This window comes from Streptomyces sp. NPDC107498 (assembly GCF_055582805.1).
In genome coordinates this window covers 11188-30976 of record NZ_JBVJPE010000011.1, presented here as the reverse complement: position 1 = coordinate 30976, position 19789 = coordinate 11188, and the positions used below count along the sequence as shown (strand labels likewise).

16 protein-coding genes, 1 tRNA gene and 2 pseudogenes are annotated in these 19789 nt (G+C 71.4%); 6 read left to right on the top strand and 13 right to left on the bottom strand.

The features are described from left to right. Positions 1-131 precede the first annotated feature (131 nt). Positions 132-347 (top strand): annotated as a pseudogene (locus ACZ66Z_RS20280) (hypothetical protein); the annotation flags it as partial. Positions 348-718: 371 nt separating this feature from the next. On the opposite strand, the gene ACZ66Z_RS20275 reads toward ACZ66Z_RS20280, so the two are convergent. From ACZ66Z_RS20275 to ACZ66Z_RS20260, 4 genes are read right to left on the bottom strand one after another with little or no spacing between them, the layout of a single operon-like run. Beyond that, positions 719-1912 (bottom strand): ABC transporter permease, encoded by a 1194-nt coding sequence (locus ACZ66Z_RS20275; protein WP_469936238.1) that lies wholly within the window; start codon positions 1910-1912, stop codon positions 719-721. Then, positions 1909-2634 carry an ABC transporter ATP-binding protein gene (locus ACZ66Z_RS20270; protein ID WP_469935785.1) on the bottom strand — a complete coding sequence of 242 codons (726 nt, stop codon included), beginning with the start codon at positions 2632-2634 and terminating at the stop codon, positions 1909-1911. Before ACZ66Z_RS20270 ends, ACZ66Z_RS20275 begins: the two co-directional genes overlap by 4 nt. Beyond that, positions 2631-3689 (bottom strand): peptidoglycan-binding protein, encoded by a 1059-nt coding sequence (locus tag ACZ66Z_RS20265; protein WP_469936236.1) that lies wholly within the window; start codon positions 3687-3689, stop codon positions 2631-2633. Before ACZ66Z_RS20265 ends, ACZ66Z_RS20270 begins: the two co-directional genes overlap by 4 nt. A 35-nt stretch (positions 3690-3724) precedes the next feature. Further along, positions 3725-4378 carry a hypothetical protein gene (locus ACZ66Z_RS20260; protein WP_469936234.1) on the bottom strand — a complete coding sequence of 218 codons (654 nt, stop codon included), beginning with the start codon at positions 4376-4378 and terminating at the stop codon, positions 3725-3727. A gap of 134 nt (positions 4379-4512) precedes the next feature. Here ACZ66Z_RS20260 and ACZ66Z_RS20255 point away from each other — a divergent pair, with 134 nt between their 5' ends. The 3 genes from ACZ66Z_RS20255 to ACZ66Z_RS20245 all read left to right on the top strand — a co-directional run bounded on the left by ACZ66Z_RS20255 (position 4513) and on the right by ACZ66Z_RS20245 (position 7237). Beyond that, positions 4513-5217: a response regulator transcription factor gene (locus ACZ66Z_RS20255; RefSeq protein ID WP_469935783.1), complete on the top strand. Its 705-nt coding sequence runs from the start codon at positions 4513-4515 to the stop codon at positions 5215-5217. A gap of 86 nt (positions 5218-5303) precedes the next feature. Continuing rightward, positions 5304-6746 (top strand): ATP-binding protein, encoded by a 1443-nt coding sequence (locus ACZ66Z_RS20250; RefSeq protein ID WP_469936232.1) that lies wholly within the window; start codon positions 5304-5306, stop codon positions 6744-6746. Further along, positions 6743-7237, top strand: a complete 495-nt coding sequence (locus ACZ66Z_RS20245; RefSeq protein ID WP_469935781.1) for a GerMN domain-containing protein — start codon at positions 6743-6745, stop codon at positions 7235-7237. The genes ACZ66Z_RS20250 and ACZ66Z_RS20245 overlap by 4 nt, the downstream gene beginning before the upstream one ends. A 489-nt stretch (positions 7238-7726) precedes the next feature. Here the strand turns inward: ACZ66Z_RS20245 and ACZ66Z_RS20240 are convergent, their stop codons facing one another. Together ACZ66Z_RS20240 and ACZ66Z_RS20235 are read right to left on the bottom strand one after the other, a co-directional pair. After that, entirely contained in the window at positions 7727-8638 is a 912-nt protein-coding gene (locus ACZ66Z_RS20240; protein ID WP_469935779.1) for an NADP-dependent oxidoreductase, read from the bottom strand. Between the two features lie 44 nt (positions 8639-8682). Beyond that, positions 8683-9009: a putative quinol monooxygenase gene (locus ACZ66Z_RS20235; RefSeq protein WP_469935777.1), complete on the bottom strand. Its 327-nt coding sequence runs from the start codon at positions 9007-9009 to the stop codon at positions 8683-8685. A 98-nt stretch (positions 9010-9107) separates the two neighbouring features. Between ACZ66Z_RS20235 and ACZ66Z_RS20230 the strand changes: the two genes are divergently transcribed. After that, on the top strand, positions 9108-9701 hold the full coding sequence (locus ACZ66Z_RS20230; protein WP_469935775.1) for a TetR/AcrR family transcriptional regulator: 594 nt from the start codon (positions 9108-9110) through the stop codon (positions 9699-9701). Positions 9702-9833: 132 nt separating this feature from the next. Here the strand turns inward: ACZ66Z_RS20230 and ACZ66Z_RS20225 are convergent, their stop codons facing one another. The 4 genes from ACZ66Z_RS20225 to ACZ66Z_RS20210 all read right to left on the bottom strand — a co-directional run bounded on the left by ACZ66Z_RS20225 (position 9834) and on the right by ACZ66Z_RS20210 (position 16229). Then, positions 9834-10826, bottom strand: coding sequence for an antibiotic biosynthesis monooxygenase family protein (locus ACZ66Z_RS20225; protein ID WP_469935773.1), 993 nt, complete (start codon positions 10824-10826; stop codon positions 9834-9836). Between the two features lie 735 nt (positions 10827-11561). Continuing rightward, complete coding sequence (locus ACZ66Z_RS20220) at positions 11562-13886, bottom strand: Orn/Lys/Arg family decarboxylase (RefSeq protein ID WP_469935771.1); 2325 nt, start codon at positions 13884-13886, stop codon at positions 11562-11564. 633 nt (positions 13887-14519) lie between these two features. Beyond that, complete coding sequence (locus ACZ66Z_RS20215) at positions 14520-15071, bottom strand: TMEM175 family protein (protein WP_469935769.1); 552 nt, start codon at positions 15069-15071, stop codon at positions 14520-14522. A 609-nt stretch (positions 15072-15680) separates the two neighbouring features. Further along, the gene (locus ACZ66Z_RS20210) at positions 15681-16229 is read right to left on the bottom strand and encodes a hypothetical protein (protein ID WP_469936261.1); all 549 of its coding nucleotides are present in this window, start codon (positions 16227-16229) and stop codon (positions 15681-15683) included. Positions 16230-16436: 207 nt separating this feature from the next. Between ACZ66Z_RS20210 and ACZ66Z_RS20205 the strand changes: the two are divergent. Next, positions 16437-16627, top strand: a pseudogene (locus ACZ66Z_RS20205) (hypothetical protein); the annotation flags it as partial. A 147-nt stretch (positions 16628-16774) separates the two neighbouring features. On the opposite strand, the gene ACZ66Z_RS20200 reads toward ACZ66Z_RS20205, so the two are convergent. The 3 genes from ACZ66Z_RS20200 to ACZ66Z_RS20190 form a co-directional block, all read right to left on the bottom strand. Then, the gene (locus ACZ66Z_RS20200; protein ID WP_469935767.1) at positions 16775-17338 is read right to left on the bottom strand and encodes a dihydrofolate reductase family protein; all 564 of its coding nucleotides are present in this window, start codon (positions 17336-17338) and stop codon (positions 16775-16777) included. A gap of 180 nt (positions 17339-17518) precedes the next feature. Further along, positions 17519-17592 (bottom strand) — tRNA-Met (locus tag ACZ66Z_RS20195). A gap of 470 nt (positions 17593-18062) precedes the next feature. Then, positions 18063-19469 carry an erythromycin esterase family protein gene (locus tag ACZ66Z_RS20190; RefSeq protein ID WP_469935765.1) on the bottom strand — a complete coding sequence of 469 codons (1407 nt, stop codon included), beginning with the start codon at positions 19467-19469 and terminating at the stop codon, positions 18063-18065. Between the last annotated feature and the right edge of the window lie 320 nt (positions 19470-19789).

Genomic DNA, 19789 nt, shown 5'->3' with positions numbered 1-19789 from the left:
ACGCCTGCACGCCTGCCCGCCTGCCCGCCCGAGTCCGGGGCGCGGTCAACGGCGCCGGATCGGGCCAGCGGTGGCTCGGGCGCGGACCGGTACGCCCGGCCCCCTTCTGAGGTGAGCGCCCGTACCTGCGGCCCGGAAAGCCGAACAAGACCGCCTTCCCGCACGTGCAGGCCACCAGGGGAGAGGCCCGGCACCGGCACTCGTCGAAACGCATCACCGTCGAGCACGCCCTTACCGACCGCAAACGCCGGAAGCAACTGACCCGCCGGACCCACCGCCGCGACCGCCTGCCCGACACCTACCGGGCCGTCGTCGGCCTCGTCTCCGACCGCACCACCACCGCCTGACGAAACCACCAGCTCAGGACCGTGCATCTCCAACGCAATCACATACCAGCTCGTATGGCTCAGTAACAAAATGAGTCGTGAACTCACCGGATGATCCGCACCAGTCTGGCGAATCGAAAAAGTCATCCCGCCCGCACCAGCGTGAACGCTGATCGGATGCCCTTTGAGAGTGCGGGTCTGGCCGGTACCCGGCCCGGCCCCGCTGTACGTGCACAGGATGACCTCCGGGCTGGGCCGGCGGCCGGTTGGTCCGGTGTCACCGGGGCCGGTGGCGTTGAGGATGCCGGCTCCTTCACACGGAAGGTGGCCGCCTTCCTCCCCCCAGGGCGGTGACCCGGTGGGGACCGCCGTCCCATCGGCGTGAACGGGACTCACGTTGCGTTGAGTGCCGCCGTCGGGTGGAGGCGGGAGGCGCGGATCGCCGGGTAGAGGCCGGCGATCATCCCGATCAGGAGGGTGGCGGCCAGACCGCCCGCGAGGGACCAGGGCGGGACGACCGCCGTCCAGCCCTGGAACCGCGCGAAGCCGTACGTCGCTGCCGCGCCGAGCAGCGCTCCTGTCGCCCCGCCGAGCACCGACAACAGCAGCGACTCGGTGAGGAACTGGAGCCGGATCGCGTTGCGGGTCGCGCCGAGGGAGCGGCGCAGGCCGATCTCCTGCCGGCGTTCGAGGACGGAGATGACCATGGTGTTGGCGACGCCGACACCGCCGACCAGGAGTGCTACCGCACCCAGGCCCAGCATGAGAGTGGTCAGGCCCTTGTCGGCGGCGGCTTTGGCGGCGAGTGCGTCCGAGGGCCGGGAGACCTTGACGCCCGCCTCGCCGCCGGGGCTGATCGTGCGGGCCAGGATCGCCTGCACGTCCTGCACCGAGGCGTCCGTGGAGCGCTCGAAAATTGTGGTCGGGTGACCGTCGAAACCGAAGTGGCGCTCGGCGGCCGGGAATCCGACCATCGCCACCCGGTCGAGGTTCGGGACCAGTTCCAGCGGTTTCAGGATGCCGACGACGACCACGCGGGTGTCGTTCATCATGATCGTCTCACCGGCGCGGGCGATGCCGAGCCGGTCGGCGGCCACCGCTCCGAGAACCGTGACCGGAAGCCGTTCACCGGCCGGGTCCAGCCAGGCTCCCTTGTCGATCTCGCCGCCGAGCGCGGCCAGGAGGTCGGTACGGACCGCCTGCGTGGTGACGCCGGCGGTGCGCTCTTCGGGAACCAGGTCGCTTCGGCGGATCCGGGCGTCGACGTCTCCGGTTCCGGTGGCATGCCGGACGGGACCGATGCGCTCGACCATCGCAACCGCGTTCTTGGGGAGTTTGACTTCCTTGCCCAGGGCGTCCTTGCCCGCCTCGGCGGTGAGGAGGTTGGTGCCGAGTCGGTCGAGCTGGGTCATCAGGTCCGCGCGGCTGGACTCGGAGAGGCCGACGACCGCGACCATGGTCGCGATGCCGATGGCTATGCCGAGCGCGGAGAGCACCACGCGCGCGCGGCGCGCACGGAGCCCGACCGCGCCGATCCGAAGGACGTCGCGGGCGGAGAGACGGGAAGGTCCGAGGGTGCCTTTCACCACGGGACTCCTTCCCCGGGGAGGGCGCCGCGCTCGTCCGCGACGACCTCGCCGTCCTTGAAGCGCACCCGGCGCGGCAGAGAGCCGGCGATCCCGTTGTCGTGGGTGATGACACAGATCGTGGTGCCGGAGGCGTTCAGCTCGTGCAGCAGATCCATGATGATCTCCCCCGAGGCGGTGTCGAGCGCACCGGTCGGCTCGTCCGCGAGCAGCAGCCGGGGCTCCCCTACGAGTGCGCGGGCGATGGCCACGCGCTGCTTCTCGCCGCCGGACAGCTCGTTCGGCGTGTGGGAGTGGCGGTGGTCGAGACGAACCCGGTCGAGTGCGTCCCGCGCCCGCGCCCGGCGTTCCCGCAGCGGCACGCCCGCGTAAAGCAGCCCGTCGGCGACGTTGTCGACGGCGTCGCGTCCCGCCGCCAGGTGGAAGTGCTGGAACACGAAGCCGATGTGGCGGGCGCGGAGTGCGGAGAGACGGTTGTCGGAGAGTGCGGACACGTCGTACCCGGCGATCCGGACGGTGCCGCTGGTGGGCTTGTCGAGGGTGCCCATGACGTGGAGCATCGTGGATTTGCCGGATCCGGAGGGTCCGACGACGGCGAGGAGCTCGCCCTCGCCGATGGTCAGGTTCACTCCGCGCAGGGCGTGGACGCCGCCGGGGTACGACTTGGTGGCGTCCCGCAGTTCCACGACGGGGTGCGGGGACGCGGTGGGGGCCGGGGTCATGAGGCGGCCATCCCGACCTTCAGGCCTTCCCTCACGTCCGGTCCGCTGACCTCGATCTGCCCATCGGCGGTCATGCCCGTATCCACCCGTATCATCCTCGTGCCGGTTCCCTGGACGACCTGGAGTCCGTAGCCGCCGTTCTCGCCGCGCAGGGCGAGGACCGCCTCGACGGGGACCGCGAGGACTCCCTCGCGGGCCTCGCTGACGAACTTCACGCTGGCCGGTGCCTTGGGGTCCTCCCCGGACGCGGTGCGCGCCCCACCGTCGAGGACGACCTCGACGACGATGCCTTCCTGCGCGGCCGCGCCGCCCCCGGAGCCGTTCCCTTCCGGGCGTACGGTCCCGGCGACCCGCCCGGCCGCGGTCTTCCCGCTGGGCAGGGTGACCTCGACCTTGGTGCCGGCGGCGGTGAGCGCGCCGTCGGTCTGGTCCAGGTGCGCCCGGACGACGGGTCGGGTGGAGGCGATCGTCAGGACGGGTTCGCCGGGCCCGACCTGGTCGGCGAGGGCGGCGTCGACGGAGACCACCTTGACCTGCCCGGGCTGGAAGACGACGTCTCCCTTGCCGACCTTTCCAGTGGGCTCGCGGTTCAGGGACTTCTGCCACCGCTTGACCGCCGTCTCGGTGTCCCCGTCGTACCGCGTGTCGACGTAGAGGCCCGCCCCGTACCCCAAGTCCCGCAGATTGCGCTCCAGTTGCAGCACGTCGCTGCCCCGGTCGCCCGTCTTCATCTCGCGGAACATCGGAACGGGCCCGTACAGGAGGGTGACGGGCTTGTCGTTCAGCTCGTACAGGGCCTGCCCCATGGTCAGCGTTCGCCCCTCGGCGGCGGCCACGGTGACGGTGCCGTCGACGGCGGACTTGACGGGGCGGCGCTGCGCGAAGTCGAGCCTGCCGTCGACGGTCTTGGACCGGACGAGGTCGGTACGGACGACGGTCGTGGTGGCGGGCGGCAGTTCCCCGCCCTTCCCGGAGGCCCTCGAGTCGTTCCCGCCGCCGATCCCTCCGAGGTCACCGAAAGAGACGATCCCCCCGGTGACGGCGGTGGCGACCATCACCGCGCCGAGCGTGTGGAAGGCAGTGCGGCGCTTCACTGCATGCCGTCCAGACCGTCGAGGAGCTTCGTCTTGCACGCCTCGCGGGCCTGCTTGTACGCGGGTGAGTCGTGGTCGATGGTCGGGGAGGCCGGGTTGGGGTCGCCGCCGGGCTGGGCGTTGCCGCCGCTCATCGTCGGATTGGTGAACTGGGAGACGCCGTTGTCGCGCATGCACTTGGCGTGCGCCAGCATCGACTCGTAGTCCTTCTGCTGGTCGCGCTTGGGCTCGGCCATCATGGCCTTCTGGAGTTCGGGAGCGCAAACGCCGTTCTTGCCGCCCTTGGAAGCCTCCATCTGGCCGGGCCGCGAGGAGATCTCCTCGATCTTCCCCCAGTCGAGGTGGCCGCTGAGCTTGGGGTCCGGGTAGTCCTCGTAACCGCCCTTGACGCGCATGCACCGGACGTAGAGCAGCTGTGCGTCGTAGAAGGCGCTCTTCCCGGCCGGTCGGGTGCTGGGGGTGCTGTCGTTCTTCGTGGACGGTGAGGCCGTGGCGGCATCCGGGACCGAGGCGATCCCGTCGTTCTTCCGGTCGCCGGCGGTGCCGTCACCGCCGCTGCCGCATGCCGCGGAGAAGGAGAGGACGGGGAGTGCGGCGAGGGCCGTCAGACGCAGCCGGGCGGTGGTACGGGAGGTCGTCTTCGAGGTCATGACCACCACCCTGGTCAGGCCGTGTGATGGCGATTCCATGGCGACATGATGAGAACGTAACAATGCCCCCGACCTGGGCACCGGCCCCCCGCCGGGGCGATGGGCCGGCATTCGCGGCACCCATAATCGACCGCATGCCACATGTACTGCTCATCGAGGACGACGCGTCCGTAAGGGACGGAATGGAGCTCGTGCTGCGCCGGCACGGGTACGACGTCGACACGGCCGCCACCGGCGAGGAGGCACTCGCGCTGCTCGACGCTCCCGGCGGCGCGAAGATCGAGCTGGCCGTCCTCGACCTGATGCTGCCGGGGGTGGACGGGTTCGAGGTGTGCCGCCGTATCCGCGCCCGTACGACCACGCTCCCCGTCATCATGCTGACCGCACGCGGGGATGATCACGACATCGTGACAGGCCTGGAGGCGGGCGCCGACGACTACGTGGTCAAGCCGGTCACCGCACCCGTCCTGGAGGCCCGCATCCGGGCCGCGCTGCGACGCGCGGAGCCGTCGGCGCCTTCGGGACCGTCGCGGACGGCCGACCCTGATTTCGCGGGCCTGGTGATCGACCGCGCCGGCCTCACCGTCACCAAGTACGGTGTCGCGATTCCACTGCCGCCCACCGAGCTGCGGCTGCTCCTCGAACTGTCGGCCTCCCCCGGCCGGGTCTTCAGCCGCGAGCAGCTCCTGTCGTCGGTCTGGGACCACACCTTCCTCGGCGATTCCCGTTTGGTGGACGCAGCGGTCGGCCGACTGCGGGCGAAGCTGGAGGACGTACCGGCGAGGCCGCGGTACGTCCAGACCGTGCGGGGCTTCGGCTACCGCTTCGGCCCGCTGTGAGGCGCACGCATGGCGCCGTCGCCGCGGGCGGCGCCGCCTCTGCGGCGAACGCCCCGAAGCGACGCCCCCGTCGGCTCGTCGGGGGGCTGCGGACGCGGCTCGTGGTGACGTTCGTCCTGGTCGCGCTCATCAGCGCGGTGACCGCGACCGCGCTCGCCTACCGGGACGCGCGGACCGCCGTACTCCGGCGCACCCAGGACGCCGCCGTGAACGACGTACGGACGCGGGTCACCGCGGTCGCCGCCGACTTCGACCTGCCGCCCGACCAGAGATCGCTCTCCCGGTTCGCGGCGAAGGTCTCGGACGGCCTCGGCGCCCGGATCGTGGTCGCGCGCTACCAGGACCTCGTCGCGGTATCCGACCCGCTCGCCGACACGCAGGACCGGATCACCGCCGAGCTGCGCACCGCTGTCCGGGCCGGGGACGGGACCCGCTTCCAGCGGGTGACGTGGCGGGACGAGCCGTATCTGGTGGTCGGCATGCCTGTGACGTACGCGGACGGCGACCGACGATTCTCCGGTCTGGAGGTCTTCGCGATCACCGACCTCCGAGCCGAACGCGACGACACCGCCGCCCTGCTGGACTCCGTACGGGCCGGCACCCTGCCGGTGGTGGCCCTGGCCGCCGTCCTGGCGCTGCTCGCCGCCGGTACGGTCCTCCGTCCCGTACGGAAACTGGGGCGGGCCACGCGTGAACTCGCGGAGGGCGACTTCGGCAGCCGGGTCTCGGTCAAGGGGCACGACGAACTCGCCGATCTGGCACGGACGTTCAACGAGACGGCGGACGCCCTTCAGGCCTCTGACGCACGCCTGCGCGAGCAGGAGGCGAAGGCGCGGCGATTCGTCGCGGACGTGTCGCACGAACTGCGCACCCCTCTCGCGGCGATGGCGATGGTGGCGACCGTCCTGGAGGAGGACGCCGACCAGCTGCCGCCGGACGCCGCGAGGGCGGCCCACACGGTGGGCACGGAGACGGCGCGGCTCTCACGGCTCGTCGAGGACTTGATGGAGATCTCCCGCTTCGACGCGCACGCGATCCGGCTGAACGCGGCCGAGACCGACCTCGCCGACACGGTACGGGCCTCCCTGGCGCTGCGCGGCTGGACCGAGCGGGTGGAGGTCCACCTCGACGAGGGCGTAAGGGCCGTGGTCGACCGGCGTCGCATCGATGTGATCGTGGCCAACCTGGTGGGCAACGCGCTACGGCACGGAGCCCCACCGGTCACCGTGACCCTCGGCACGGGCAGCACGACGGACGGAGAATGGGTGACGGTGGAGGTCGCCGACCACGGCCCGGGGCTGCCGCCGGAGGCCCGCGAGCGGGTCTTCGACCGGTTCTACAAGGCGGACGCGGCACGCACCCGGAGCACGGCCGACACCGGCGGACGGGGAAGCGGCCTCGGCACGGCGATCGCGCTGGAGAACGCGCGGTTGCACGGCGGCACGATCGACGTCGCCGAAGGGGCGGAAGGCGGCGCCGTTTTCACGCTGCGGCTGCCCCTGCGGCGCACCGGAGAGGACACGGAGTGAGAGGACGAGCGGGAATACTGGTCTCCGCCCTCGGGATCGCCCTGGTGGGGTGCGGCGTGCAGCCGACCGGGGTGATCGGTGCGGGCGAGCCGGCGACCGGGCTGACGCGAGGGATCCGCTTGTACTTCGCGTCGGGCAGCGGACTGCGGGGTGTGCCGGTACTCGACAGGGAGATCGAGAACCTCGACTCGGTGGTGAAGCTGCTCGCGGCCGGCCCGCCGCCCGCCGAACAGCGCGGCGGCCTCACCAACCTCGTCCATCTGGGCGGCTACCTGGTGACCGGCCAGGGCACCAGGGTCACGGTGCACCTGGAGGACCCCTACGCGGAGACGGGCCGTGACCAGGGAACGGGACAGCTGGTGTGCACGCTGGCCCGCGCCCAGTCCGTACTCGATCCGAGGGTCAAAACCGACGACGTGGAGGTCACCCTGCACCAGCCGGAGGGCCCCTCCCTCGGACCGTACCGGTGCGCCGAGTTCCTCGACGGCTGAGGGCTCGCGGAGAACCGACGTACTGGCTTGATCTCTGGGGGGTTGCCGTTGTCGGGGAGGAACGCGGTGACGTCGGCGGACGTGTGGAACCCGGCTGCCGAGGGGCGAACGGTGCAGTCGTGGTCGGCGAGGAAGAGCAGGATGTGGTGAAGCCGCCGTCAACGCGGCTACGCGCCTGGTGATCGACCGGCGCGAGCCGTTGCTGAAGCTCGCCGACGCCTTCGGCAAGCGCGGCTGCATCGACCGCTGCACCGCCGCCCGCGTCGACGACAAGGACGAGGTCACCGCCGAACTCTCCCGGCCCGGGTCCGCCCTGATGGGGCTGGACCTTCTCTGCTCGTGCCTCGGATGGCGTCCGAGTCCGGTCGGGCCTCGTAAGTGGTTCCGCCCGTGTGGCGGCTGTGGGCCGCCGGACCGGGCCTCGACGCTTGACGGCCCTGTGGCCTGCCACGGGTGGTCTGGCGGGCCTGTTGCTTCCTGGGCGTGCGGTCAGGGCAGGAGGATGACCTTGCCGCGGTTGCGGCGGTTGTCGAGGTCGTCCTGGGCCTGTGCGGCTTCCTTGAGGGGGTAGGTGCGCCAGATTTCCACGGTCAGTCTGCCGACAGCGGCGAGGGCGGCCAGCTCGGGGAGGGCCTCGGGGGCGCGGTCCGCGGGATCCAGGCCGGTCAGGCGCACTCCGTGCCGGGCGGCGTTCATGTCGGCGATCGTGATCACGCGGTCGGGACCACCGGCCAGGTCGACAGATTCGGGCAGGACGCCGGCGCCGGAGGTGTCGAACACCGCGTCCACGCCCCGCGGGGCGGCGGCGCGGGCCCGTGCGGGCCAGCCCGGGCCGTAGGCGACGGCGGTTGCGCCCAGGGCGGTCACGCGCTCGAGGTCGTCGTGGCCGGCGGTGGCGACGACGGTGACGCCGCGCGCCGTGGCCAGCTGGACGGCGATCGCGCCGACGCTGCCGGCGGCGCCGTGGATGAGCACGGTCTCCCCGGGCGCGAGGTCGAGGTGCTTCAGGGCGCGGAAGGCCGTCTCACCGACGGTGGGCAGCGCGGCCGCGATCTCCCAGGACAGGGCGGCGGGCTTGGCCACCGGGGCGGGCATCAACACGTACTGGGCGTACGAGCCGGCCGGCGTCACGCCGAACACCTCGTCGCCGACGGTGAAGCCGGTGACGGCTTCGCCCGTGGCGTCGATGATTCCTGCGGCGTCCAGGCCCGGGACGATGGGGAACCGGGCGGGGAAGACGCCGGCGAGGTCGCCGCGGCGGATCTTGTTGTCGAGCGGGTTGACGCCCGCGGCCTTGACCTTGACCCGCACCTCGTGGGGCGCGGGCTGGGGCAGGTCGGTCTCGGTGAGGGCGAGGACGTCCGGGCCGCCGAAGCGGTCGTAGCTGATGGAGAACGGCATGGGCGGGTCTGCTTTCGTGCGGAGGGGAAGGGGATCTGGCCCGGTCAGGCGGACGCGGTGACCTGGAAGGCGATCTCGTAGGGCTGACCCTCATGGGGGAAGTCGGTGATCGCGCCGCGCTGGTCCATTACCGCGCCGTTGGCTCCGAAGGCTTCGAATGCCTGGCGGCCGGCCCACTGGGCGTAGTTGATGACGCGGGTGCCGTCCGCGCTGACGTGGAGGGTGGAGGAGAGGAAGCCGGGCTGGTGGCGCACCACGTTCTCGACGAAGGTGCGGATGGCCTCGATCAGCTGCTCCCGGCGGGAGGGGTCGGGGGTGAAGGTGACGATGACGGTGAAGGCGTCGGAGCGAGCGTCGATGGTGACGGCCATGTCGTGCCTCTTCGGTGGTTGCCGGGGTCTGCCTGACCCACTAACAAACGAACACATTGGATGATTCCAGTGAAGCATACGACCCGTATGATTGTCGTGTGACGCCTGCCGCCTTCGACCGCCCCAACCTGTCCAATCCCCGGGTCCAGCGCACCCGCACCCGGATCCTGGCGGTCGCCCGCCAGCTCCTCGCCGAGGTCGGGCCCACCGCGCTGACCTACTCGCTGCTGGCCGAACGGGCCCAGGTGACCCGCCAGACCCTCTACCGCCACTGGCCCACCAGGGAGGCCGTGCTCACGGACGTGATGCTGGAATCAGGCGACGCGGACAGCTATCCGACACCCGGAACGGACCCGCGGAAGGTGCTCACCGCCTATCTGCACAGCCTGCGAGAGGGCCTGAGCGACACGGCCACCGGCAGCGCCCTGATGGCGCTGGCCGCCCAGGCGGACCGCGACCCCGACGCCGCCCAGGCACTGACCCGGATCAGCCAGGACCGCCACCAGGCGCTCAACGAGCTCCTGACCCCCTCCGGCGTCCAGATGACGGCCGACGAGTTCACGCTGCTCATCGGACCCGTGATGTTCCGCCGCTTCCTCGACCGCCAGCCCCTCACCGACGCCTACATCGACACCGTCGTCACCCACTGGCTGACCACGACCACAGCCGGGGAAACCCCGCCGGGCCGGTAGGTGGCGTCCGCACCGATGCCGTGTGGCTAGCGCTGACAAGCCCCTCCCCACGGAAGCACGCAACCGTCTTCGCCGCCCCGGAGATCAAGAGGTGCGCGGGGAACAGGCAGCGGCCCGCAAGCGGTCGTCGGCTCATGAAGGCAGGAACAGCGCCTGTTCCTCGTCACCGAGCTGGTACAGCGTACAGACCTCGATGCGGATCGAACTCTCGTCCATGGCAGCCAGGTAGTCGCGGGTCACCTCACCCGCCTCGCGGAACGCCGCCTGGGACCGCTCCGAGTCTTCCCTGGTGAGCCAGTCCACCGAGACGGCCCACTCGCCCTCGTCGGAGACCACGGTGCGGCGGCTGCCGGCGACGTAACCGGGTTGTGTCGGCTGGAACTCCCGGTCCATTCGGAAGGCCGCTTTCAGGAAGTCCTGGGCGTCGATCCCGTCCTTCAACCGGAACCGCACGATCTCCGTGTACAACACGGTTCCTCCTCCACGCCGCGGTGGCACCGCACCCGCCCTGGCGGCGGCGACAAGCCGCTGGAGCCCGGTAAACCGCGCCAATGCCGAACCGCGCGGCTCGGCGACGGATGCCGATACGCCCAGATTCACTCCGGCAGGCCCGGCCCGCCACTCAGGCCACGCATGGGACCAGTGGCCCCTGCGCCTGGGAGGCGCGCACCATCCCATCAAGGTGCAGTCGACACACCAGGCCCTCCACCGGACCATCGGCATCGACGCCGCCGCGCTGACCACCTGGCTCGCCACACACCCCCGCGCCCGCCGGTGACCGCCGCCCGCAACCGCCTGGAGCGCGTCCGCGCCGGCCTGCTGACCTACCTCGGCGGCGAGACCGCCTATCCGGACGTCCACCCCGACCAGGTCGCCGCCCTCGCCCGCCGCCGCGACCTGCCCGCGCTCCTCGACCGCCATGTCCCCCTCGGCCCCGACCAGGCCGCCCGCCGACTCGGGGTACGCCGTACCGGCTTCGACCAAGTCGTCCGCCTCGGCTGGATCATCCCCACCGACACCGTGGACATCGGCCACGAGCACCACGGCGGCCTCACCACCGTCTCCCTGCACTCCGCCGGGGGCGCCGCCCTCCTGCCCGTCACCCGGCCGGCGGTCGACTGGCACGCCCTGCGCACCTTCGCCCCGGGCCACCGCTCCCCGCTGCGCACCCTCGCCCCCGTACCGCAGGACGAGGACCGGGTCCTCCTGGCAGAGGTCGGAAGGATCGCCGGGGTCGGCCGGGCCGCCGTGGTGAACCGGCGCCGCCGCCACCCCGACCTCCCGCCCCCGCGGCCGGCACCACCGTGCATCCCGAGTGTTCGATCGCCGCGCCGTCGCCGCGTGGCTCCTCGCACACGACGGGATCGCCGTTCCCGCCGTCGTACCGGCGGCCGCCACGCTCACCGTCGGGCCGCCCCCCGGCGCAGGCACAGTGCAGCGCTTCCGGACGGACGATCCGCTCCCGGAGCTCACCGACGACCCGCAGGACGAGGACCGCCTGTCCGGCTGGACGACCGGCACAGACGCCGACACCCTTGCCCAACTCACCACCGCCGGCACCGGCGCCGCGACCGGTGCCCGCGCAGCCGGCGAGGCGCTTCCTGGCCCAGCCACCAGGAAGCGTCTTGCGCATCGAGGCCGAGGTCGACGAGAAGCTGCCCGGCCCGGAGACGGACGCACGGTACCGGGAGATCGAGATCCGGATGCGCCGTCACGCCGGGGCTGCCGACCTCGTGGCCCGTCAGGCCGGGGCCCGGGAGCGGGAAGCCCGACGAGCTGGGCGCGGTCCGCTCGGCCACGGCGCCGATGAACAGCGTCCGGCCGAGGTGACCCAGGTCCTCGCACACGGCACCGCCCCGGTCAGGGAACCTGACGGACGCATTCGATCAGGTAGTCACCGGTGTCGGGGGCGATGGTGACGCCGTGTGCTTCGCTGTGGAAGCCGGGGAAGGCGCGGTCGAACGCTTCCAGGGCCCGCAGGTAGCGCAGGAGGGGCCCGTCGGGGGCGCCGGTGGACTCACCGGGCATCAGCACGGGGATGCCGGGCGGCGTGACGGTGACCATGGCGGCGGCGACCCGACGGGCGGCCTGGCCGAGGGGGATGCGTTCGGTGCCCCCGCGGATCAGTTTCTGGTAGCAGCGCTGGGGCGGTTCCACGGGTTCGGGGAGGTCTTGGAACGCGGTGTCGAGGGCGGTGATGAGTTCGGCGCGGGTGAGGTGTTCGTGCATGTCCTGGCACAGCTCGCGCAGGGTGAGTCCGGCGTATCGGGCGGGGTGCTGCCGGACGAGGTCGGGCAGGACCTGGTCGAGGGGCGCGCCGGTGTCGTAGAGGGCCTTGAAGTCCATCAGGGCATCCATCAGGGTGCCCCACTTGCCCTTGGTGATGCCCATGGAGAACAGGACGAGCGCGGTGTAGCTGTCGGTCTTCTCCACGACGATCCCGCGCCGGGCCAGGTAGGCCGTGAGGACACGTGCCGGGATGCCCCAGGCCGAGGCGTGGCCGGTTGCCGTGACGCCGGGGCAGGTGAGGGTGACCTTGATCGGGTCGAGCATGCAGTAGCCCTCGCTCAGGCCCTCGAAACCGTGCCAGGCGGCTCCCGGTTCGAGGAGCCAGCAGGAAGGATCGCTGCGCAGCACGTCTGCGGCGGCGTCGGCGAAGGCCGTGCGCCGGCCGGTCGCGGGATCGGTGACCTCGTCGGGCTGCCACACCCCGAAGAACCAGGCGGGCCGGTCACCGGCCTCGGCGATGCGGCGGCCGGTGCGCACGACGGCCTGGCGGAAGCGGATGGCCTCGGTGACCGCCTCGTCGATCAGCCACTCCCCTTGCGGGCCGTCCATCATGGCGGTCGCGACGTCGAGGGAGGCGATGGCCGGATAGAACGGCGAGGTGGTGCCGTGCATCATGAACGCCTCGTTGAACCGCTCGTGCTCGACGGGCGCCCGCGGGGAGGCCTTGACGTGGACCATGGCGGTCTGCGAGAGCGCCGCCAGCAGCTTGTGCGTGGACTGCGTGGCGAAGACGGTGGGTCGTTCGGGGCCCTCGAAGGTGTCGGGGCCCACCGCCATGCCGAAGCGGCCTGCGTAGAGGGGGTGGAAGCGGGCGTAGGCGAACCACGCCTCGTCGAAGTGCAGCCGCGGGGTGCTCGGCGCGAGGGCGTGCGCGGCGGCGACGGTGTCGTAACACAGTCCGTCATAGGTGGAGTTGGTCACCACCGCGTACTGGGCCTGATCGGAGACGGCGCCGGCGGCGAGCGGGTTCGCGGCAACGAGGGCGGCGACCGCGTCGGGGGCGACCTCCGCGGGCGGCAGCGGGCCGGCGAGCCCGTAGCCGTTACGGGTCGGCACGAGGTAGACGGGGCGGGCACCGGAGATCACCAGGCCGTGCAGCACCGATTTGTGGCAGTTGCGGTCCACGAGGGCGATCTCGTCGGTGGTGGCGCTGTAGTGCCCCACCATGCGGTCCGCGGTGGAGTCGCCGTGCAGCACGAAGTAGGTGCGATCGGCGCCGAAGACCCGTGCGGCGTTGCGCTCGGCCTCACCGATCGGCCCCGAGTGCTCGAAGAGCGATCCCAGCTCGCCCACCGAGATGGACAGGTCGCTGCGCAGCAGGCGCTCGCCGAAGTAGTCGAAGAACGCGCGGCCCGCCGAAGACTTGAGGAAGGCGACGCCGCCGGAATGGGCGGGGGTGTGCCAGGAGTACTCGTGAGCGTCGTCGAATTGCTGGAGCGCCTTGAAGAACGGAGGCAGCACGTCCTGGTGGTACGCACGGGCGGCCGAGGCGACACGGCCGGCGATGAAGGCGGCGGTGTCCTCCAATGGCCAGATGTAGCCGACGACCGCCTCCGACACCCACAGGGGCAGGTGCTCCAGATCGTGATCGCCGTCATCGGACATCAGCAGGAAGACCGGAAGGTCCTTGAACCGGCGCTGGATCAGCCGAAGGACCTCCGCACCGCCGTGCTCGGAACCGGCGACCGCACCTCCTGGCAGATCCCACGCGACGACCGCGGCGGCAAGACCCGACTCGGTGCGCAGGGCGGCCCGGGCGTCCCGGGCGCTACCTGCCCATCGCCCCTCCAGGCCCTGGTCGTTCAGCTCTTTGCCGATACGGCGCAGCTGCTCGCCACTGACTCCTCCTTCCAGCGGATTCTCGCGCAGAGCAAGCAGAACGATGCCGTTCACCATGACGTCCCTGTCCTGTGGGGCTTCTCGGGCGCGGTCGGCGCCGCGCGCAGTCTGGCAAGAAGACCAGCCGCAGCCTGCGGCTTTCGACCCGCGTCACACGTACGCAGGAACACGATCCGGCCGTACCGCGGGCAGTGTGCGCCGCTCCAGGAGAACGAAGCAGCCGGCGAGCCACGGCGTTGCCGGCCCACTGCTCGTCCGCGTCCCTACCGGGCGCGTCGAATTCCCGAAGCCGAACCCTGCGGCGATCAGATGTCAGGCTCCTGGTCGAGGAGCCGGAAGATGAGTCGGTCCAGTGCCGTCCCCACCGCCGGAGGCCGCAGGGCCGTCGAACAAGCCGCACCCGCCCACGTGCGGACCGTACGCAACCCCATCGTCTACGCCGTCGGCGCCGACGGACCGGCCGCCCCGGGCGCGGGGATCGACAAGGTCCGCGACCACCGGGAAGAGCCGAACCGGCGACCCGCTGAGCGCCGGCACCCGGGCCGGCCAGGTGAACCCGCGAGACAGAGGGGAGCAGGGCTGCTCCCGCTCAGGCCGCCGCACTCGCCGCCCTGACGGCACCCTCCCGTGGCGCGGCACGAGCGATCGGAAGGACGAGACGGCGCGGTCCGTCTTGCCGCCGGCCTCCGGTCAGGGCCGGGAGGCCCGCGACGTGCGGGTGGCGTGCCGGTGGGCCAGCACGGAGAGGGGCACGGAGGCGATCCAGCTGTAGACGGCCGCCAAGGGGGAGAACTGGGCGATCACGACGGAGAGGAGGAAGACGCCCGCCTGCGCGGGAAAGGGCGGCAAGGGCTTCCGGCGCCCCGGTCCCCGGGCGATGCGCACGGCCATCAGGTACAGCACCAGGGCGGCCGTGCCGATCACCGCACCGTACAGACCGGGTCCGAGCGGCCGCTGGCCGTATTCGGCCAACACCCTCGTGGGAAAGGGGATCAAGGAGAGCAGTGCCAGAAAGGCGACGTTGCACCAGAAGAGGGAGGTGTCGATCCACTCCGCGTCCCGCAGCACCGAGTGGTGCGCCCGCCAGAACAGAGCGATCACGACAGCGCTCAGCAGGAACGTCCCCACCTGACCCTGTACGTCGTCGAGCGCGTCCTTCAGGGCCTGCCCCTGGAGCCCGTCGGGCACGTCGATGTCGAGCACCAGCAGCGTCATGGCGATGGCCACCACGCCGTCGGTCAACGCGAGAATCCTGTGCTTCGGCAGATGCGTCCGCTCCGAAGGGGCGGCTGCGCGCCCGTGACCCGTGTCCATCGTCCTGTGTTAGCACCCCCAGCGCGACACCCCGGCGCCCGTCCGGTCGGGGCCGTGCGCGTGTCGTGGACCGACTCCGCACCGGGGGCGGCCGTGGACGTGGTGGGCGAGCGCCCTCCGGTGGCCGCCGGAAGGTGCGGTCCCCCTCTTGACGGGCAACGCCGCCACGAGCCGGCCAGGTATCCGGCCGGCTCCGCCTCCAGGCTCAGAGCGGTCGGCACAAGCTGCTCCACCCCGTGGAACAGCCGCATCCGTGACCGGCCATCTCCCAGACTCGCCCACGCTCGCGTCGCCGGTCAGCCAGACCGGGCCGGAACTGCTCCCCGCCGGACCGCCTTTTCCCCCTCTTGTCTGCCCCTGGGGGCGAGCCCCCGACCTGTCGGCTCACCAGGGCCCCTGGCCTGCGACACCGAGGGTCGGTCCGCCTTGATGGAAGTGGTGCCGGAGCCCGTTCTCATGAACAGAGCCGGCGGTGATGGAGACGGACACGCGGCGGCGGGTTTTCGCGTCGCGCGCCCGTCCCGCACCGGCCCGCGGTCAGGCGCGGATGCAGGTGAACGTGTTCATGTTGTCGCCCTCGATGTGCCGGATGCGCAGGGTGTTGCCCGCGTAGTCCACGCTGAGCGTTTCGCCGCTGCTGCTGGAGGAACCGGGCGGTTGCCAGGGGAGGGACACGGAGAGGGAGTCGCCGATGGCGGCGGGCACGTTCGTGGCCGACGCCTCCTCCAGGTCGCCCGGATTCTCGACGCTGCCCAGATGCTCCGGCACTTGCAAGGACAGCCGGCTGCCGGACAGGGACCAGGTGCCCTTCGTGCTCTGCCCGTCCGATTCCAGGCTCCAGACGCCGTCGTCGATGACCGCGGTGAAGGTGGCCGGGTCCTCGTTGCCTATCTCCGACGTGACCGACCACCTGCCGCGCATGAAGGCGGCGAAGGCCCGGCCGGTCACCGTCGGCTGCCCGTCGCCGCCGGTGATCCCGTTCGCGCCGTCGGTGCCACTCCCGCCCTTGCAGGCGGCGACCAAGGATGCTCCGACCCCGAGGGCCAGGTAACGCAAGGCGGTCCGGCGGCCCACGACGCGAGTCACCGCTCGGACGTCACGCATACTCATGTTTTCCCCGTTCATGCCCATCACGGCTCACGTCGATCAAGATCAACGGGAAGAGTACAGTGCCGCGCTGGGCCGTCGGCGACGGCTCCGCCTCCGGGGCCGCCGCCAGCTCCGCCGGTTCGCGTTCCAGGTCGGCCCGCGCCTACGACCTGCTGCGCGTGTTCGGCCGCGAGGGGCGCCCAGCTCCGCGCCGAGGGCCACGAACTGCGGGACGAGGACATCGCCCGCCTGTCCCCGCTCAAGCACCGCAACCTGAACCTGCTCGGCCGTTACGGCTTCACCGCCTCCACCCCCGCCGCTGGGAACCTGCGCCCACTACGCGATCCGGACACGCCGAAGCCGGCGAGGACGACGACGGGAGCGGGCAGAAGTGAGCGCCTGACGATGCCCGACGGCGCACCACGAGCGCTGCCGGCCGGTGTGATCGGGAAGACCAGTGGTGAATTCAGTTGAGTGTTCTTACGGTATGGGGCCGGCAGACCGGGCGCGCCCTGCGGAAGGGCGACAAGCGTGACGGGCGCTCAGCGCCTCGTCTCGTACCTGGTCAGGATCACGCCGCAGGGAAGCGTCCGCGTCTCCACCAGGTCGAGGTTCACCCAGTTGTCCAGCGCGGTGAAGAACGGCGTGCCGCCGCCCACCAGGACCGGCGCGGTGGCCAGCACGTACTCGTCGATCAGCCCGGCCCGCATGGCCGCCCCGGCGAGCGTCGCGCCGCCGATGTCCATCGGGCCGCCGTCCTCGGCCTTGAGCCGGGTGATCTCGGCGACCGCGTCGCCGGTGACCAGGCGGGTGTTCCAGTCGACCTCGTCGACCGTCGAGGAGAACACCACCTTCGACATGTCCCGCCAGCGGCGCGCGAACTCGATCTCCGCCGGGGTGGCGTGGGGCTGCTGGTCGCCGGTCGGCCAGTAGGAGCTCATCGTCTGCCACAGCTTGCGCCCGTACAGCGTCAGGTCGGTCGCCTGCAGCTGGTCGGACCAGAACTGGAACAGCTCGTCGCTCGGCACGCTCCAGCCGATGTCGTCGCCGGGCGCGGCGATGTAGCCGTCCAGGGACAGGTTCATGCCGTAGATCAGTTTCCGCATGGTGCCAGCCTTCCGTGAGTCGGTCCCGGTCTCACGCGTACGGACCGGCGCGGCGCGGGAAACTCATCGGTGCGCGATCCGGGCTCGTCGGCCCGGGGACGAGAACCGGACGGACAGCTTGAGACGCAGGCGCACGGATGAGGCCCGGATCCACAGGATCCGGGCCTCACGTCACTTCAGTAGCGGGGACAGGATTTGAACCTGCGACCTCTGGGTTATGAGCCCAGCGAGCTACCGAGCTGCTCCACCCCGCGTCGGAAGGCACAACTGTACGCCGGCCACAGCACCCCTCGAGACCAGGCCAACGAAGCCATTTGCGTCGCCGTGATCCTTCGGGCCCGCGCCGCGGCGGCCGCTCCCTCACGAGGAACGGCTCAAGCTGATCATCAGCATCGTCGAAGACCGCCACAGTGCCGGCCTCGTGTGACTCACCCACCGCGCTGCCGGCACTGCCCGGGACGAGCGGCAGACCGCCGAGGCCGCCCGGTTCGGCGCCCGGGTCCTGAGCCTGCGGATGACCGGTGACCCGTGATCGCGATGTCGCCGCTGCGGGTGGGACGCCGGCCGTCGCGGTGCGGGTGTGCCCTCACCCTCCGAAGCCGCGAGCTGGTTCGCCGGAAGGACGAGACGGCGAGGTCGGGGGAGGGGCGGGGAACGCTCCGGCGGCGCGGGGCATCGGACCAGCCGGCCTGCCGCACCGTCGCCGCGCCGCGCGGGCCCGGTGCTACTTGAGCATGCGGGCGGCCTCCACCCGCTGGAGGTGGATCACGACGTCGTACGACTCCGAGAGCCGGATCTGCGGGGCATCGGCGATCCCGGGGTAGGTGGCGCCGATGTTCTTGACGGTGTGCGGTGCGGCGAGCCAGGCGCGGGCCGCCGCCGGGGCGTTGCGCAGGTCCACCACGAAGTCGCGGTACCGTACCCGGTCCAGGGTGTGCTCGGCGGTGCCGGGCGTGGCCGGGCCGACGGTGAAGCGGTGGACGCCGCCGTCTGAGCCGAATGCGTTGAACGAGCCGTGGTCGAAGGTGAGGCCGACACTGAGGTAGCCGCCGCCCAGGCGCTCGCGCAGGAAGTCGCCCTGGACCCTCGGGTAGGCGCCGGGGATGTAGGTCTTGAGGGCGATGTGGCCGTTGTGGGCGGCGAGCACGATCTTGTCGCCGGTCTGCTGCTGCCACCAGGCGACGTTCTCCGCCATGATCCGGTCACGGTAGAGCATGAGGTCGGGAATGCTCCGGGGGTCGTCCCAGTCGAAGGCGAACAGCGTGGTCATCTGGTGGATCGCGGTGGCGTGCTGGACGGCCCAGGCGTGCGCGTCGGCGTCCGTGCCGGGCCGCTGCTTGAGCAGGTCCACTGCCCGGCCGGTCCGCTCGGCGAGCTCCTTGCGTTCGGCCATCGGCTTCGACAGGTAGTCGTTGACGTACGTCTCGGCGTCGGTGGCCGGCCGCAGGCCCCGGTACAGCTCGGTCAGCCGCGGAGCGAGGTCGGGGCGGGCCGCGGCCGCGTAGGCGTTCACCTTGTCGTACAGCTCCGCGCCGGCGAACCCGCTGTCGTCGCCGACGAAGCGGACCGGATCCTTGGGGTGCTTGACATTGTACGCGCGGATCCACTGGAACAGATCGCGGTACTCGGCGTTGTTCCACCACCGGTAGGTGCCCTGGAACTCCTCGTCCATGATCTGCTTCAAGTCGCCCTCACCGCGCACGAGGTAGGCGTCCAGCCGCAGTCCGGTGCTCCATGGCGCTTCGAGGGCGAAGGCCCGGAAGCCCTTCTCCTCGACCAGGTACCGCAAGATGCGGTGCTTGACGGTGAAGAACTCGTGCGAGCTGTGGGAGGCCTCGCCCAGGCCCACCACCCGGGCGTCGCCGACCATCCGGCCGAACGGGCGCAGGTCGGCCAGACCGCCGCGGGGCTCGGTGGTGCGCAGCGGATGGGCCACCCGACCCAGGGCCGCCTCGGGCGAACGGAACGCGGCGGCCACGGCCTCCTCCGGGCCGACGGGCGGGGCAGCGAAGGCGGGGGCCGATGCGGCAATCGGGGCGGGCGGGGTGACGGCGGAGGCGGCCGGGGCGAGGGCCAGGGTGGCACCGAGCGGGACGAGCAGGGCGGTGATCAGGACCTTGTGCGTGTTCATGGCCCCCACTCTCGCCGCGCGAGGGCACCCCGGACCATCCCGTGAACCCCCGACCGGCCCGGGAGTCGGCTACACCATCGGTGGGCCGGGGACTGGGCGCCCTGATCCCGGTCCTGAACGGGGGCGAGCAGGTCGTCTTACCTAAATGGTCGGTTCCGGAATCCCTCCGAGGGGGCGACGTCCGGTCCGACCCTCCTCAGGAGCACAAGCCGTGCTCGACAGTGCTGACCAAAACCACGGCGACGGGTTCGGGTTGCATCGAGCCGCCGGTATAGAGCAGGTCGAAGCTGGTCAGCAGCCATAGCGTGGCGGCGGCCTGG